The sequence below is a fragment of the Pseudomonas sp. MWU12-2020 genome, from assembly GCF_023100605.1.
In the GTDB taxonomy this organism is placed as follows: domain Bacteria; phylum Pseudomonadota; class Gammaproteobacteria; order Pseudomonadales; family Pseudomonadaceae; genus Aquipseudomonas; species Aquipseudomonas fluorescens_H.
In genome coordinates this window covers 335,343-352,142 of record NZ_JALMEX010000005.1, presented here as the reverse complement: position 1 = coordinate 352,142, position 16,800 = coordinate 335,343, and the positions used below count along the sequence as shown (strand labels likewise).

General features: G+C 60.9%; 15 protein-coding genes. 1 reads left to right on the top strand and 14 read right to left on the bottom strand.

Translation table 11 applies throughout. The annotated features are described in order from the left end of the window. The first annotated feature begins 45 nt into the window (after nucleotides 1–45). On the top strand, nucleotides 46–1,911 hold the full coding sequence (locus M0814_RS14445) for an O-antigen ligase family protein (RefSeq protein ID WP_103485540.1): 1,866 nt from the start codon (nucleotides 46–48) through the stop codon (nucleotides 1,909–1,911). A 69-nt stretch (nucleotides 1,912–1,980) separates the two neighbouring features. On the opposite strand, the gene M0814_RS14440 is transcribed toward M0814_RS14445, so the two are convergent. From M0814_RS14440 to waaC, 14 genes are all read right to left on the bottom strand, one after another. Beyond that, on the bottom strand, nucleotides 1,981–2,865 hold the full coding sequence (locus M0814_RS14440; protein ID WP_103485595.1) for a glycosyltransferase: 885 nt from the start codon (nucleotides 2,863–2,865) through the stop codon (nucleotides 1,981–1,983). 14 nt (nucleotides 2,866–2,879) lie between these two features. Further along, the gene (locus M0814_RS14435; protein ID WP_103485541.1) at nucleotides 2,880–4,034 is read right to left on the bottom strand and encodes a glycosyltransferase family 4 protein; all 1,155 of its coding nucleotides are present in this window, start codon (nucleotides 4,032–4,034) and stop codon (nucleotides 2,880–2,882) included. Next, nucleotides 4,031–5,467 carry a PIG-L family deacetylase gene (locus M0814_RS14430; protein ID WP_103485542.1) on the bottom strand — a complete coding sequence of 479 codons (1,437 nt, stop codon included), beginning with the start codon at nucleotides 5,465–5,467 and terminating at the stop codon, nucleotides 4,031–4,033. The genes M0814_RS14435 and M0814_RS14430 overlap by 4 nt, the downstream gene beginning before the upstream one ends. Nucleotides 5,468–5,475: 8 nt before the next feature. Next, entirely contained in the window at nucleotides 5,476–6,372 is an 897-nt protein-coding gene (locus tag M0814_RS14425; protein ID WP_103485543.1) for an antimicrobial resistance protein Mig-14, read from the bottom strand. After that, entirely contained in the window at nucleotides 6,372–7,502 is a 1,131-nt protein-coding gene (locus M0814_RS14420; RefSeq protein WP_103485544.1) for a glycosyltransferase, read from the bottom strand. The genes M0814_RS14425 and M0814_RS14420 overlap by 1 nt, the downstream gene beginning before the upstream one ends. Then, nucleotides 7,486–9,243 (bottom strand): carbamoyltransferase, encoded by a 1,758-nt coding sequence (locus M0814_RS14415; protein WP_003221021.1) that lies wholly within the window; start codon nucleotides 9,241–9,243, stop codon nucleotides 7,486–7,488. Before M0814_RS14415 ends, M0814_RS14420 begins: the two co-directional genes overlap by 17 nt. A 224-nt stretch (nucleotides 9,244–9,467) precedes the next feature. Continuing rightward, nucleotides 9,468–10,322 (bottom strand): DUF3800 domain-containing protein, encoded by an 855-nt coding sequence (locus M0814_RS14410; RefSeq protein ID WP_003221019.1) that lies wholly within the window; start codon nucleotides 10,320–10,322, stop codon nucleotides 9,468–9,470. 5 nt (nucleotides 10,323–10,327) lie between these two features. Then, a complete protein-coding gene (locus tag M0814_RS14405) occupies nucleotides 10,328–10,663 on the bottom strand; it encodes a YceK/YidQ family lipoprotein (protein WP_103485545.1) in 336 nt (111 codons plus the stop codon). A gap of 213 nt (nucleotides 10,664–10,876) precedes the next feature. Beyond that, the gene (locus M0814_RS14400; protein WP_103485546.1) at nucleotides 10,877–12,328 is read right to left on the bottom strand and encodes a lipopolysaccharide kinase InaA family protein; all 1,452 of its coding nucleotides are present in this window, start codon (nucleotides 12,326–12,328) and stop codon (nucleotides 10,877–10,879) included. Further along, nucleotides 12,328–13,080 (bottom strand): lipopolysaccharide kinase InaA family protein, encoded by a 753-nt coding sequence (locus tag M0814_RS14395; protein WP_003221013.1) that lies wholly within the window; start codon nucleotides 13,078–13,080, stop codon nucleotides 12,328–12,330. The genes M0814_RS14400 and M0814_RS14395 overlap by 1 nt, the downstream gene beginning before the upstream one ends. Beyond that, nucleotides 13,077–13,811, bottom strand: a complete 735-nt coding sequence (locus tag M0814_RS14390; RefSeq protein WP_003221011.1) for a lipopolysaccharide kinase InaA family protein — start codon at nucleotides 13,809–13,811, stop codon at nucleotides 13,077–13,079. Before M0814_RS14390 ends, M0814_RS14395 begins: the two co-directional genes overlap by 4 nt. After that, nucleotides 13,811–14,617, bottom strand: a complete 807-nt coding sequence (rfaP, locus tag M0814_RS14385) for a lipopolysaccharide core heptose(I) kinase RfaP (RefSeq protein WP_103485547.1) — start codon at nucleotides 14,615–14,617, stop codon at nucleotides 13,811–13,813. Before rfaP ends, M0814_RS14390 begins: the two co-directional genes overlap by 1 nt. Then, a complete protein-coding gene (locus M0814_RS14380) occupies nucleotides 14,618–15,739 on the bottom strand; it encodes a glycosyltransferase family 4 protein (RefSeq protein WP_103485548.1) in 1,122 nt (373 codons plus the stop codon). Further along, entirely contained in the window at nucleotides 15,739–16,800 is a 1,062-nt protein-coding gene (waaC, locus tag M0814_RS14375; protein WP_103485549.1) for a lipopolysaccharide heptosyltransferase I, read from the bottom strand. The genes M0814_RS14380 and waaC overlap by 1 nt, the downstream gene beginning before the upstream one ends.

The window sequence follows — 16,800 nt, the reverse complement described above, 5'->3', positions numbered from 1 at the left end:
CCATCACTCGAATGGTCGATCAACTTCAGGATTGAATCTCACAGCATGCAACTTCGCAGCTTCAGCAGTACGTCCAATCGAATCTTCGATTTCATTTGCCTTTGGATTCTTCCAGTTGGCTATCTTTTGCTCCTGTGCGCATTGTTCTTTTTGCCCGGACGCAGCTCACTGCACAAAATCTATTACGGCCTGTTCAGCATTCCAGCGCTGTTTGCACTGTGCCTGCGCCCAAGGGAGCTGAAGGAACTGCTGCGCGAGCCCATCATCATTGCCGTCCTCATATTCGTCGCCTGGGCGCTGCTAAGTGTGGTCTGGGGCCCCGAAGGCGAATCCTTCGGCGGCACAATCAAACCGCCGCTGCACACGTTGATGCTGTTTGCCGGGAGCTATCTGCTGGTGCGCTATCGCAGCGACATCCTGCAACCCTTGATGTTCGCCGCCGCACTGGTCGCACTGATTGCGACGGTCTTTTTTCTGTTCACGTTCGCCCGGGAGTATGCACCGGGCATGCGCCTGATCGGTGGCGGCGCGTTCGATAACCCGCTGCTCAGCTCGCACTTGTTCGGGTTCTTCTGCACTTACTGGCTGGCCGTGACCATGACCTGCAAGCGCCGCCAGTTAATGTGGCTGAGCGTCCCGGCGATGGCGATCATGTTCATGGCGGTGATCGGCACCGGCTCGCGCACCCCTCTGGTCGCCCTGACCCTGGCAGCGTTGTGGCTGTGCTTCATCTGCTGGAATCGGCGTTCGCTGGGCATGCTGGGGGCGCTGCTGGTCAGCGGTGTTGCCGTGGTGACCGTGTTCTCACACATGATCCTGGAACGTGGCGATTCCTTCCGGCTCGAAATCTGGCAAAAAGTGCTGCACATGATTGCCGAGCATCCGTGGATCGGTCATGGCTACAGCGCCGAACTGAGCGTCGATCCAGGCATCGGGGTGAACTTTGAGGAGCCGCACAGTTTTGTCCTGGGCGTTCTTTATTACGTCGGCATCCTCGGCTTGCTGCCCTGGCTGTTCTTTCTGGCCTGGGGGCTGCTGAGCAGTTGGCGTCAGCGTGTGCAGCCGCTGCTGATCCTTGCTTCGACCTGGCTGGTGTTCGGCATCGGTGCCGGCCTGACCGAAGGGGGCGGGATCATCTCGCGGCCCAAGGAACACTGGTTCCTGCTGTGGATCCCGCTGGCCCTGATCGCCGCCTTGAGCATCAACCAGCGCGCGCGGCGCCTGCTGACATTGCCCGTACAGACACTCTCGGCAACCGAGCTTCAGCGGCTGGGTGCGGACGCCCAAGTGATCGAAGAGGATGGCCTGGGGCCCAAGGTCCTGCGCCTGAATGACGGTACCTTTCTCAAGCTGTTCCGACGCCGGCGCTGGTACACCTCAGGCAGTTTCAATCCGTACTCCGAACGCTTCGCCGTCAATAGCGAACAGTTGCGCCAGAGGGGGATTCCCACCCCGCAGGTACTCAATCTGTATCGACTGGAGGACCGCAGCAGCGCTGTGCACTACGCGCCATTGCCGGGGCATACCCTGCGCCAGGTACTGCAGAGCATCACCGCGCCGGCCGTTCGCCAGGCATTGGTGGAACGCTTCGGCAGGTTCATGGCACAACTGCATGACAAGGGCGTGTACTTCCGCTCCCTGCATCTGGGCAACGTGCTGGTGCTGGAGGACGGAGAGTTCGGCTTGATCGATCTGGCGGACCTGTACGTCTACCCGAGCGCCTTGAGCAACTCGCTACGCCAGCGCAATTTACGCCACATGCAACGCTACACCGTGGACAAGCGCTGGTTGTTCGAGGATCACCTTGATGCGCTGCTGACGGGTTATGCCGTGACGGCATCGCCATCCGCTGTGGATAAATTGCGCAGGCAAGTACTGGCCGGCGACCCAGCGACCCCTGCACTGAAATAGTCGTTGGCTGGTCGTGTTCCGAACAGCCGAACACGACCTAAGCCGCTCGCCAATGGCGAGCGGCGAGGCTCAGCTTTTTTCCAGGGGAGAAAAGTACATCCGCGCCAGACCGCGCCAGGTTTTCTTGTTCCAGGCCTTGAACGGAATCTGCGCCAGCAGCTCTCTGGCGAATTGGCGATCGCGGTTGGAGACTTTGAGGAACATCGAGCTGAGAAACCGGTAGCGCACGAAGTCGTACAGCGGATGCTCGCTGAACAATGCGTAGGTGCGCAGGATGTTTTCAGTCATGAAGCGGTTGTTCTTGTACGAGTTGGTGGCGTGCTTGCGGTAGCGCGCCATCACCACATTCAAACCGTCGATGAAGTACCCGGCGTGGGTCACCTTCAGCTCGATGTACAGGTCTTCAAGACGAATCGTCGGATCGAACCCACCCACCTTGTCCAGCGCTTCGCGGCGGATCATCAGGGTCGGTGCCGGCGGATACGGCTTGCGCTCCAGGAACATGTCATCGAAATCGAGGCGGCGAAAAGGCACATCGCGACGCTGACGCTTCTCTGGATAAAGGCTACCGTCAGCGTGCATCAGCTCGATATTGCCGGCACAGATCCCGACCTCGGGCTTGCCGTCCATGTGTGCCACCTGAATGGCGATCCGCTCCGGATACATGATGTCGTCGGAGCCGAACGGCACGATCAGGCTGCCCTTTGCACGGGCGATAGCGCCGTTGAGGGTATTGGTCAGGCCCTGATTCTGTTGCACACGAAAATCGAAACCGTATTGCGCCTGCAACGCGCTGATGCGCTCGACGCTGTCGTCCTTCGAACCGTCATCGATCACCAGCAGCTCAATGTTCTTGTAGCTCTGGTTGAGGACGCTGAGGATGCTTTCCTCGATGTACGGACCATGGTTGTACGAGGCGATGATCACCGTGACGAGGGGTTGAGCTTCGCTCATGTGTTTTTCAGCGCTCACGGCTGTTCCTTGCGGGCCTGTTCGAGGCCAGAGTCGATCAGGTCCAGGTATTCCTGACGGAACACTTCGATGTCGTGTTGTTCCTGCAGATAACGGTAGGCCTGTTCGCCCTTGGCCTTGAGTTCATCGTCCGACAGCGCGAGATAGGTATCCAGCGCGGCGACCAGACTCGGTACGTCCTTGGGCGTGATCGCCAGACCACCGGCACCTTCGATCAGCGGCAACATCGCCGGCACGTTCGAGGCAATCACCGGCAGGTGCCCGCTCATGCCTTCAAGCAACGCCAGGCCCAGACCTTCAGCCAGCGACGGCATGGTCCAGATGTCGAACGCACGCACGTATTGCAGAGCGTTTTCCTTGAAACCCAGCAGGTGCGCACGGCCGCTCAGGCCCAGTTGCTCGATCTCGGCCGCCAGCGGCGCTTGCAGGCGTCCGGCACCGATGATTGCCAGTTGAGTGTTCGGGTATTTGTCTTTCAGCGCGGCGAAGGCCTGCAACAGATAGGTGTGCCCCTTGACCGACACCAGCCGCCCCAATGCGCCGATCAATCGGACATTCGGGTCGAGGCCCAACAACTCGCGAGCTTTTTCGCGGCTGTGTTGCAAGCCCTCGGCCTGCTCGATGTCGATGGCATTGGTAATGGCGTAAGTGTTCTGGTCGGTGAAGCCGCAGTCGCAATCGAGCAGGTACTGTTTGACCGCCGGCGACACACCGACGAAGCGCCAGTGCCGATCGATCAGGCGCTGGGTCTGCCGACGCCGGTAGAAGCGATCGTATTCGCCGAAACCGTGGGAGATGCCAATGCACAGCGGCACCTTCAACCAGCGGTTGAGCGCGAGCATCATGTTCACCGGTTTGAAGCGATTGCAGATCACCACGTCGAACTTTTCCCGGCGACAGAACTTGTACAACTGCCACATCGCCCGCAGGCGCATGCCCTTGAGCGACTTGTCGGAAAACTCGAAGTACACCGAATGGTCGGCGCGGCTCACCGGCTCGCCCGGTCCCGGTTTGCCGCGCAGGAAAGCGGCGGTAATCTCATAGCGCTCGCTCGGCAATGCCTTGACGATCTGTTCGGCGAGGTCGGCAAAGTCATGGGCTTTGACGTTGTAGTCGGGTTGCAGCTGCAACACCTTGAACCGTTGACTCATGACTCTCCCCGCTGGACGCCTGTCTCACCGTGCTTCAGTAGCCAGAACAACTCCTGGCGCCTGACGGCTTTTCGAAAAAATTCGTTTTCGCCGTATACCGACGAGGCCCGACCGGCCAACACGCGCTGGATCACCCGGCGCAGGCGACGCTTGAACGGTGCCGGCGGCTGCAAGTCATGCATCATGCCCAGCGCCATGGCCTTGTCGCGTTGCAACTCGATGGACAGCGGCAGGCACAGCGGCTGCATCGGCACTGCCGAATCGAAGGCCGGCGGCAAAGCGATGCCCTGCCCGGTGCTGCCCATCGGCCAACGGTCGTTGTCATGCAGATGGTTGGCGTAGCCGAGCAACGTCGGCTGCCAGTCGAGACCGTGCAGCGCCTGCAACACCGCTTGCTGGGCGCAGAGGTGATCGGGATGCGGATCGAGGGTCGGATGCGGCAGCACGATCACCTCCGGACGTGCGCGCAGCAGCACTTCACGCAGGTCGGCCAGCAGGTTGTTCCAGGTCGGCGCGCCATCGGCATCGCCGGGCAAGATGAACGGATTCAACTGGCGAAACAGTCGCGTGTCGCTCAAGTCCGCTTCGCGCGAAGCCACCACCTGATTCGGTGTGGCCTGCATCGCTGCCAGTTGCAGACAGAAGTAACCGAGCTGCACGCAATGTTCCTGCGGCACCCCGGCCCAACGCGGTACGGCGAGGCTGTCCCAGGCGCGCAACCGGCCCTTGAGCCGTGCCGCCTCGACCTTGCTCATGCCCATCTGTTGATAGTGTTCGGCTTCGATCTCGCCAGCGGTCAGGGTGACGATCCAGGCTTCGTCGGCCTGGCTGTACAAGCCATAAGCCGCCAGTTCGGCATCGTCGGCGTGCGGGGCAATCACCATCACCCGCTGACGGCGGTAATCCGGTTGCTCCAGCGCCCACAGCACCGGCTCGCCAAAGACCCGGCAAAAGCGCCCGCGCAAGCGCAGCTGACCTTGCGCCAAGGCTTGCGCCTGACCGCTGAGGTTCAGGTAACGCAGGCCATTGACCCCGCGCTCGAAGGTTTGTGCATCAGGATGCGCCCCGCCGAGCAGTTCGACGCGTGGATCGAGAAAACGTCCCAGCCAAGTGCTTTTGACCTTTATCGCGAGGATCAACGTCGCGTCGTCGACCAGCATCACGCCCTCGTCCAGATGCAATTGCTCGCCGCTCAAATGCACCTTCGGCTGCGGTGTGAACGGCGGAAAGCTGTACTGGTAATCGTCTTTCGGCGAATAGAACAGGTGATCGGCAAACCACGCTTCATGGGCGACCCAGCCAACCACTGCAAGCACCAACGGCAACCACCACGCCACCAGCACCCCGAGCACGATCAACACGATCAGCGCGATCAACAGCGTGATGCGTTTATTGCGCCGATGACGCTTGAGCAGTTGCTGTTTACGGCTCATGGGCTGACTCATACGGTGAACACCGGCACAGGATTGCACCAGCGATCCTTGTATTCACGGTCGGCGCGACCGAAGGAAAACCGCAGTGGCTTGTCCAGTGCCCGCGCATGCTCCCAGGCGCTTTGCGTATTGAGAAAGCTCAACACGCTGCCGGGGCTGAATTCACGGGTCTCGGGGTCAACGCCGCCGTTGATGTACTCGACGCTGATCCACTCCGGCGCTTCGACGCGGTACACCAGTTGAATGGCGATCGGTGCATCGTTGAGGAAAATCACCGAGCCGATCAACAGCTCGCGCAACAGCTCGATGACTTCGGCCATGCGCGCCGCGCCGGTGGCCGGGAAGCCCCAGCGACGCTGGAACAGATCACAGTAGATCGCCGCCAGTTCTGTACTGGAAAACTCAGCGACCGGACGCACCACACCACCCGCCTCTTCCAGCAGGCGCAGTTCGCGGCGCTGGTTGTAGCGAAACTTCTTCGACAGTTCTTCGGGGGCGCGGGCCATGGCCAGTTGCTCGGTCTGCAACTTCATGCCGCTGAAACGGCTTTCGTTGAGCGCCGACAGATAGCGTGCGCGATGGCGTAACGGCGCCTGGGCATCGGCGGCGGCCGGCAGGATCAGCTCGGCATTGCCGAGGTCGAACAGGCCTTTCTTGCCGTTGCGCTTGAGCACGTCCTTGGACAATGCCAGATCGCGGCCCCAGGTCGGGATCGCCGCTTTGACGTCACCGCCCTGCTCCCAGGCCAGATAGCGCACCGGGATGCCGGCCAGATCGGCCAGACGCTCGACCACCATAGGATGCGTCGCGACGCTGCCGCCAAAACGCTGCCAGGCGGTGGCATAGGTGGAGGCGTCAACGGGCGACCAGCCACGTTCGCGCCAGCCTTGAAATCGGTTGAGCATCAGCCCCTCGGTGCCAGATCGGTAACTTGCGGCAGACGCCAGAAGGTGTCGCGCACCGCACGGTCGGAGAAACGCTCACGCAGTCGATCGAGCATCAGCTCGGCACACTGCCGGCGCTGCTGATCATCCATACCGGCCAAATGCTGCAGACCTTGCGCAAGGTGTTCGGCATCACCCAGCGGGAACAGAATGCCCACGCCCTCGACCACTTCCTTGGCCCCGGCACTCGCCGTGGCGAGCAACGGCACGCCAGCAGCCATGGCTTCGAGCAGCACCATGCCGAACGGTTCGTGATCGGAGCTCAGCGCAAACACATCGAAAGCCCGGAAGTAATTGCGCGCGTCCGGCACCTGACCGAGAAACAGCACGCGATCACCGATACCCAACTCGCGAGCCAGTTCCTTGAGGTCCTGTTCCAGACGACCCTTGCCGAGAATCACCAATTGACTGTTGCCCGGCAGACCGGGCAACGCCGCGGCAAAACCGTGCAGCAGCGTGGCCTGATCCTTGTCCGGGTGCAGCCGCCCGACGTTGCCGACAATGAACGCATCCGCCGCCAGCCCGAGGGTCTCGCGCGCTTCGCGGGCCGACACCTGACTGGCCTGCAAGGCTTGCACATCGATGCGGTTGTACAGGGTCTGAATGCGAGTGGACGGCCATTTCGGCAGGCAACGACGCATGTCGTCGCGCACCGCATCGGACACGCCGAGCAGGCTCAGGCGCTTGCGGAAAATATGCGCGAACAGCTTGCGCGTGCCGCGTTTGTAATCGTCAAACGCGTGGTGCACGCCAATCACCGGCAGCGAAGTGCCAAGCAAGGCGATGTAGATCGGCTTGAAGCGATGGGCGATGCAGAAACTGAAATTGCGTGAAGCGGCGATCTTGCGCAGATCGCCGATGGCGCCCAGCTTCAGGCCACGAATGGCCTTGGAGCTGTATTCCATGAACAACACTTCATCGGAAGCACACGCGGCGGCCACCTCGCTATCGGCGACCCCGGTCAGAAAGACCGTGGTCACCCGATAACCGGTGCCCGCGAACAGGCTGGCATACTGCCGTGCGCAGTCGAGGAACGGCCCGTCATAGCCGTGACAGAACTGCAGCACATGGCGTTCAGCCGAGCGTGTCATAAGCGTTTGCGCCCTCTTTGACCACCAGAATATCTTCCATGATCAGATACTGTAGATCCGAACCGAAGAACATGTTCAGGGCGTCGGTCGGCGAGCAGATCATCGGTTCACCGCGACGGTTCAGCGAGGTGTTCAGCGACACGCCGTTGCCGGTGAGGTTTTCCAGCGCCTTCATCATGTCGTAGTAGCGCGGATTGTATTCGCGCTTCAGCACCTGGGCACGGGAAGTGCCGTCTTCGTGAACGACTTCCGGCACGCGGGTCTTCCACTCTTCCGCCACTTCGAAGGTGAAGGTCATGAACGGCGCCGGGTGATCGATCTTGATCATCTGTGGCGCAACGGTGTCGAGCATCGACGGGCAGAAAGGCCTCCAGCGCTCGCGGAACTTGATCTGGTGGTTGATGCGGTCAGCCACACCGGCCACGCTCGGGCAACCGATGATCGAACGACCACCGAGCGCACGCGGGCCGAACTCCATGCGGCCCTGGAACCAGGCCACCGGGTTGCCATCGACCATGATTTTGGCGATCTGCTCCGGCATGTTGTCGAGCTTGCGCCAGGTCGGCTTGTTCTCGTGACGGGCGCACGCGGCGATCACGTCTTCGTTGCTGTACGACGGGCCGAGGTAGACGTGTTCCATCTTCTCGACCGGCACGCCTCGGGCGTGAGACACATAGGCCGCTGCGCCCACCGCGGTGCCGGCATCGCCGGACGCCGGTTGCACGAACAGTTCCTTGATGTCATCGCGGGCGATGATTTTCTGGTTCAGCTTGACGTTCAGCGCACAGCCACCGGCGAAAGCCAGTTTGCCGGTTTCCTTGAGCACGTCGCCCAGGTAGTAGTCGATCATCTGCAACGCCAGTTTCTCGAACAGCGCTTGCATGCTCGCGGCGTAGTGGATGTACGGCTCGTCGGCGATGTCGCCTTCGCGCTTCGGTCCCAGCCACTCGATCAGCTTCGGCGAGAAGTAGAAGCCCTTGCCCTTCTCCTTGTAGCGACGCAGGCCGATCACGTTGGCGTAGTCGGTGTTGATCACCAGCTCGCCGTTCTCGAACGAGGCCAGGCGCGAGAAGTCGTATTTGCTGGCGTCGCCGTACGGCGCCATGCCCATGACCTTGAACTCGCCGTCGAGCATCTCGAAACCGAGGAACTCGGTGATCGCGCCGTACAGGCCGCCGAGGGAGTCCGGATCGAAGAATTCCTTGATCTTGTGGATCTTGCCGTTTTCGCCGTAACCGAAGAAGGTCGTGGCGTACTCGCCCTTGCCGTCGATGCCGAGGATCGCGGTTTTCTCTTTGAAACCCGAGCAGTGGTAGGCGCTGGAGGCGTGAGCCAGGTGATGCTCGACCGGCTCGATCTTGATCTTCTTCGGATCAAAACCCAGTTGCTCCAGGCACCAGACGATCTTGTTGCGATAGCGCTTGTAGCGACGGTTGCCCATCAGGATCGCATCGAGGGCGCGATCCGGCGCGTACCAGTAGCGCTTGGCGTAGTGCCAGCGGGCCTTGCCGAACAGGCTGATCGGGGCGAACGGAATCGCCACCACGTCAACGTCGGACGGCTTGATACCGGCCTGTTCCAGGCAGAACTTCGCCGATTCGTAGGGCATGCGGTTCTTTGCATGCTTATCGCGGACGAAGCGCTCTTCTTCAGCCGCCGCCACCAGCTTGCCGTCGATGTACAAGGCGGCTGAAGGGTCATGGCTAAGGGCGCCGGACAGGCCAAGAATCGTCAATGCCACAGGGTCTAGCCTCTTTAGTCTGCATTCAGGCGCGATGCGCCTTGAAAATTGATGTGCCCTCGCACCGGGCGAGAGACAGCTAAAGGGCGGGATTATAGCGTAAAAGCGCCGACAAGCCTCTAGCGGAACTGGCCGCCTTTGCGTTGACACTCCCGAGCCTCTCAACATAGACTTCCGTGCAAATGGGCTGGGGGATCCCGGTCGGCGCTAATGCCTCGGTGAGATCACCGGGGCTTTTCGCTTTCTGGGGGAGGGAAAACCTTCAACCCCCAGTTCTCGAAACCTTTCCCAACTTTATTCCGCCCACCACTGCAATAGAACTTGCGCCTTAGCACGTCAAAGGCTCGATTTTCCTGACCCGCCCTCAAAACACTCATGCCGATGGGCCTTGCAACAAGATCAGCCAGCTGCAATCCGGTGGAATTGACTTGTTTTGTGGCGAAGACGATGTCAAACGGCAGTTGAACCCCCAGTCGGTTAGACCCGCCACAAACCCTGCGAAACTCCAACTCAAGCTCGTTATCCTCCCGCTTGCCTCGCCGCTCGAAAATCACATGCGTTAACACCTTATGTTGATGCTTTTCCTGCAAAAACTCATGCAGCGTTTCCAGACAAAAACCGAGAGCCAAGTGGTAGGGGTTGTCAGCAGATGCCTGCTTTTCACGCAGCAAGACCTTGTCGATGACGCAACTGATAAGGACGAAATTGATGGCCTCGATAATGCCGGTCAATTCGTCGAGAAAGGCATGCTTGTGCACTCTCGAAGTGAACAGGCTGGAGAACGCTCCTTTTTCTTTTCGAATCTCGAGCTCATGCAGCACGATCAGATCGTGCCCCATATGGTTGAACTTGAATTTCTGGACAGCCGGAATGACCTTTTCGCAGTAATGCCTTTTGTGAAAGACGCAAAAAGCAAGCACGAATATCGGGTAATAGGGATCCAGCTTCTGCATCCCTTGATCACCGCTTTCATCAACATAGACGATGTAGTCGCTGTATCTCCCGGACGGATACAAGAGCGCTGCCGCTTCTAGAATCGTTTGCGACTCGCTCTGGTTTTCAAAAAGAGAAAACTGCAAAACAGCTACCCGCGATCCGATCGCCAATAGATGCCGATATTGCCATCCACGACCTGTTGATAAATCGTATACGGCAACACCACCGTATCCAGCACCCCGGACAACGGCAGGTCCAGCAGCACGAACGGCACCAGCACGCCGGAGGGGTCAGGGGGCGCGTGGAGTACGCAGAAGTCGAACGCCAGACCGCTGTAGATTCGCGGAATCGATTGGCAGTAGGTTTTCTGTTTGCGCATGTCGCGGGCGACGTCGGCGTCCATTTGCATTACCGAGGCGGCGGTGCCGCAGCCGGATAAAAGCCATGCGCAGGTGCTCAGTGTTACGGCGTTTTTGATGGTCAAGGTTTGCCCTCCGAAGTGGTCAGGGCAAGCTAGCATCGGGGCTGGAGCGGGCACAGTTCATGGCTTCTGGAGAAGCTGTAGGACAAGTCAGTGGAGTTTGTCCGTCATTGCTCAAGGGCAGTTTTTTGAGGTTTTAAAGCCTTATCGCGAGCAGGCTCACTCCTACAAGGGAATGCATTTCCATGTGGGAGTGAGCTTGCTGGCGAAGGCGGCTCAGGCCGCGCTGGAGATTTCTTTGGGCAACCGCTGATCGATCACCCGATACAACGCGCTGCTCTCGGGCCAGTTGCGCATGAACCGCGCCCGATCTCGCGCATAGGCCGGCGCGAAACTGCTGACAGAGGTGTGCTGACACATTGAGTCCAGATCGATCAACGCCCAGCGATCCTCCTGCCAGAACAGGTTATGCCCCTTGAAGTCGCCATGACTGATGCGTTCGGCGATCAACCGTGCGAACAGCTGATCCAGGGCCTGCAACTCGGACTCCGGCGCCGCACCGCTTTCAACATACGGCGCGAAGCGCTCGATGATGTCCGGGCCCGGCAGAAACTCGGTCACCAGATAGGCGCGGCTGCGCAGCCACAGAAAACGCTTTTCCAGCACCGCCAGCGGCTTCGGCGTAGCGATGCCGAGGAACGCCAGGCGATTGCCTTCGCGCCATGAATGCCAGGCGCGGCTCGGGCGCCAGAAACGCTTGAGCCAGTGCGCAAAGCCCTTGATGTTGTAGCGTTTGATCACCAGCGTGCGCCCGGCCACCTCGACCTTGCCGACGCTTGCCGCACCACCGGTCTTGTACAGATGCCCCTGATCAAGCAGCTCATCAGCCTGCTCCAGCACCGGCAGCATCGCCGCCTCTTCCTCGCGACGAATAGCCCGCAGGCCAAATGCTCCGCGCTGCACACTGAACAACGTGCACTCGCGGCCTACCTTGATCAGGTAATCCTTCAGGCGCCAGGCGCGCACCTTGGCGATCTGTTTCTGCAGGGCTTCCAGCGGCAACGCATGCTCGCTGTTGCTCAGCAGGTAATACACCAGCAATTCTTCGGTGAACGGCTCCAGTGATTTGGGCAACTGGGCGAAAAACACCCCGAGGTTTTCCAGTACTTTCTGCCGCGACAACGGCTGGCCCGCGGTCTCGGCGCAGATCCCGGCGCCATCGATCAGGTACAGCTGACTGCCATGGCGCAGCAGGTTGTCCAGGTGCAGGTCTTCCTGCCACAGGCCTTTGCCATGCAGTTGACCGATAGCGCCCAGCGCTTCGGCCAGAACCGCCGATTGCTCGTCCGCCAGCAGCGGCAGTGATTCGACTTGCTGCCAGGCATCACCGAGGCTTACGGCGCCTTCGAGGAATTCGAACAGCAGCCAGCCGCCCTCGCCGTCCTTCAGCCCATCGGCCAGCAGCAGCGGCGTGGTCAGGCCCTGTTCGGCGAGCAACTTGACGCCCGCCAACTCGCGCTGAAAATGCCGCGCAGCCTTGCTGCCCACCAGCAATTTGGCCAGCACCGGCCGGCCGCGCCACACCCCGGCACCGACATAACGCTGCCCCGGCAAAACCCGCAGCAGGCTCAGCAACTGCAAATCTGCAGGACCGGCGGCATCGGCCAGCGTGATCGTCAGCGGCAGACTCGGCGTGCGCCCGGCATTTTTCAGTTCGGACAACTGCATCAACGGGCCTCCTTGCGACTGCGCCGCGCGGTCAGTCGCGAAACCCAACTGTCGACCAGCGAACTGTCCAGCGGCTGATCGAGATACGCCGCGAGCAACTCGCGCAGTTGCGCCTCGCTCCATTCAGGCGCACGACGCAGCAGCGGCTCCAGATCCTTGACCCGATCACGCATGCCGAACAGCAGTGGTCGGGTCTTTTCCAGGTCGATCAACTGCGCCCGGTAGGCGTCGCCATCAGCCTGCAAAAAAATGTGTTTTGGATAAAAGCAGCCGTGCACCTGACGCACGCCGTGCAGGCGGCGCGCCAGTTGTCCGCAAGCCTTGAGAATCGCTGATTGCTGCACGCTGGTCAGTTCCGACCAGCGTTGCAATAACGAGTCGAGATCGTCCCAGCCATCGAGGGCACGGGTCAGCAGGATTGCTTGAACATCGCCCTTGACCTTGCGCTCACCGAAAAACGCCGCTTGCAGCGCCGGAATCCCCAGCTTGTTGTAGCGGCTGATATTGCGGAACTCGCGGGCGAAACTCGGCTCGCCGAACGGCGCGTGCAAGGTGCGGGTCAGGTAGTTGCTCTGGCGCTTGAGGTAGTAAGCCTGCCCTTCCAGCTCCAGACGAAACACGCTGCTCCAGCCACCGCCATCGGTGTTGGGTTCGTCCACGGCTTCGAGCTGTTTGGCCCAGAGCGCGTCGAAAGTGCCGAGGCCATGACGCTCAAGCAGCGCCCGGTCTTCAGCGGCCAGGAAATCAGTCATTCACGTCCCTCGAAAAATCTCACCACGTGGCGAATCCGTTTCTTGTCGGCAGCATTGAGCCGATCACGTCCGCGGTATTGCAGGTAGAAGCGCAGGCGCTGGGTATTCGACAGGTGATATTTGGCCACCTTGTCGAGGCAGGCCAGATCCTTGGTGATCCGGTATTTAAGCCAGAAGCCGCGCCAGAAATCGCCGTTCGGGCAGTCGATCAGAAACACCTGTTCCTGATCGTCGATCAGCAGGTTGCGCCACTTCAGGTCGTTGTGGGTAAAACGGTGATCGTGCATGGTCCGGGTGTAACCGGCCAGTTGCCGGCTGATGCCATCCACCCACAGGCGATCCTTGAGTTTCGGATCGTTGCGCTCGGCCAGCGCCGAGAGGTCTTCGGTGTGCGGCAGCTCGCGGGTGATCATCGCGCCACGGGCATAGGCCGCGCCACGTCGTTCCAGGCCCCAGGCCACCACTTCGGCGGTGGGAATGCCCCACTTGGCGAAACGCTTGAGGTTCTGCCACTCCATCTTCACCCGTGGCTTGCCCAGGTAACGGCGCAAGCCTTTGCCGGCGCCGACGTAGCGTTTGACGTAGTAGTTGACGCCGTTGCGCTGCACGCGAATGACTTCGGACAGCGGATCACGGGTCAGGCGCTCGCCCTGCAGGGCAAACACCGCTTCGAGACTGCCGAAATCTTCAGTCAGTTCGCCGTATTGCGGTTCAAGCGTCCAACCCGCCATCAGAGCGCATCCCCGTAACGCTGTTTGCGCGCATAGAGCTTGTTGGCCTTGCCTTCGAGCCAGCTCAGCAGCGGCGCTTCTTCCGCCAGGATCTGCCGCAGCGGTTGCTGGAAGTAGCCTTTGAGGAAACGCAGCTTGTCACGACGGGTCAGGCCGATGTCCAGTGCCGAAAAATACAGCGCCGCCAGATCCTTGTTGCGCCAGCGCTGAGTAATTCTGGGGCGGGTCTGGGCGCGGTGCAGGTCGATCACCGAGAGTTTGAAAGCGTCCGGGGTGATCGGCTTGTCGGTGTGCAGCAGAAAGTGGCAGATGTAGCAGTCGCGGTGGTTGACCCCGGCGCGGTGCATCATGCCGGTCATGCGCGCGACTTCAGCGATCAGCGCGCGCTTGAGTTTCGGCTGCGGCGGCTGCTTGACCCAATCGATGCTGAAGTCTTCGAGGCTGATGGTCGGCGCCAGTTCTTCGGTGACAATGAACGAATGCTGATCCGCCGGGTTGCTGCCCTTCTCGCCGTAAGCCACGGCGGTCATGGTCGGCACGCCGACTTCCTGCAGACGTTGGATCGCCTGCCACTCCTGACCCGCGCCGAGCACCGGCAGCTTGGCGGTCAGCAGGTTCTTGAAGATCTCGCCCCAGCCGATGCCACGGTGGATCTTGACGAAAAATCCGTTGCCGTCGACTTCCGTGCGCAGCGTGCGGCGAGCTTCCAGCTCGCGGTAGACCTCGCCCTGCAAGCCTTCGACTTCGGCGAACGGGTCGCGCCCGGCCCAAAGGCTCTTGAACGGTTCAGCCAGCATCAACTTCATTTAAGCGTGCTCCGCCAGAATCACATCGGCCGCGTGCTGCGGCATGCTGTAGAGGTCGGCCGTCTCGGCGAAGGCCAGACCATTGCGGCTCCAGGCCGCGCGTGCAGAGGCGTCGCCCAACATCTCAGTCAGGTATTGCGTCAGTTGCGCCTGATCGAACGGCTCGTCCAGTACTCGCCCGGCATCTGCCTCGGCAATGTAATGGGCGTAACCGCAAACCGCGCTGACCAGCACCGGCAAACCGGCGACCAGCGCTTCGAGCAGCACCGTACCGGTGTTTTCGTTGTACGCCGGGTGGATCAACAGGTCGGCGCCGAGCAGGAACCGCGGAATATCGCTGCGGCCCTTGAGGAACGTCACGTTGTCGCCCAGGCCCAAAGTGGCACTCTGCATCTGGAACAATTTGGGGTCATCCTGGCCGATTACAAACAGCCGGGTGCGCTTCTTCAGCTCGGCGGGCAGTGCGGCCAGCGCCTTGAGGCTGCGATCGACACCCTTGGTCTTGAACCCGGAGCCGATCTGCACCAGCAGCAATTCGTCGTCCGTGAGGTTGAATTCGGCGCGGAAACCGGCGCGAATCTCGTCGGCATCCGCCGGCCGACGACGATCCTGGGCGATGCCCGGCGGCAGCAGGTGGAAGCGTTCAAGCGGCGTGCCGTAGTGTTTGATGAACAGCGGCTGCTGCACTTCGGAAATCATCAGCACTTCGGTTTTCGCATCTTTGGCGAACACCGCGCGCTCGTACTCGGCGAAGTGCCGGTAGCGGCCCCAACGGCGGTACAGCGAATGGCGCAGGTTCTGCGCCTTGTCTTCGAAGCAGCCGTCGGCGGCGTAGTAGACATCCAGCCCCGGCATCTTGTTGAAGCCGATCAGGCGGTCCACCGGACGCTTGGCCAGATCCGCCTCCATCCACGCGCTGAGTTTCTCGTTGCGCCGATGGTTGAAGAACGCCTTGACCGGCGCCACCAGCACTTCGAAACCGGGCGGCACGTCGCCTTCCCAGATCAGCGTGTAGACACGAATCTGGTGGCCGCGTTTCTGGCATTCGAGGGCGATGCGCATGAAGTCGCGCTGCAAGCCTCCGAACGGGAAATATTTGTACAGGACAAAAGCCAATTGCATCAGCGCAGCTCCTCAGCCATTAACAACGTGCTCAGTCGGCTGGCGACACGCTCGGGATTCAGACGCGTGAAGCACAGGGGCTGCTCGCGTTTCAGGTCAAACTGACGGGCATCCTGCGCGGTCGGTTGATACGTACATTTCTTTTGCAGGCAAGGGGCGCAGGGGAAATCACTGGCCATGTGAATCTGCACCTTGCCGTAGGCGCCGGTCAGGCCCGGATTGGTCGGGCCGAACAGCGAAATCGTTGGCACATCCAGCGCGGCGGCGAGATGGCCGAGGCCAGTGTCCACCGCTACGCAGGCCTGGGCGCCGGCCAGCACTTTGCCGACCCCGGCCAGATTCAGCTTCGGCAACACTTCGGCGTGCTTGAAGCCAGCGGCGATGCGCTCGGCGCGGGCCTTCTCCAGCGGGTTGCCCCACGGCAGTTTGACCCCGACGCCCAGATAGCCAACGCGCTCGGTCAGCTCGCGCCAATAGGCTTCCGGCCAGTGCTTGGTGTCCCACGTGGTGCCGTGGAGGAACACCACGAAGGCGCTCTTGCGCGGCAATTCCACCAGCCGCTCGACGTTGAGGCCGTAATCGCCCAGACCTTTGGGCAGGTCATAACCGAGGGCGATAGCGAACAACTGGCGCACCCGCTCAACGGCATGCTGCCCACGGGCCACCGCCAGTTTGCGGTCGTAGAAACGTGCGGCGATCGGCTCGCGCGCCGAGCCTTTATCGAGGCCGGCCACCGGGGCTTTGACATAGCGCGTCAGCCAGGCACTTTTCAGCAGGCCCTGAGCGTCGATCACCAGATCGTATTTATGGGCGCGCACGCTTTGCTTGAAGCGCTTCCACTCGCCGCTCTTGATCGTCTGCCAGAGGTTCTTGCGCCAGCGGCGGATCGCCACCGGAATCACTTTGCCGACGGCCGGGTGCCAGGTAGGGATCTCGGCAAAGCCTTCTTCCACCACCCAGTCGAACTTGATCCCGGGAATGGCCCGGGCCGCGTCGGTCAGCGCCGGCAACGCGTGAATCACGTCGCCCAGCGATGAAGTCTTGATCAGCAATACCCGCAA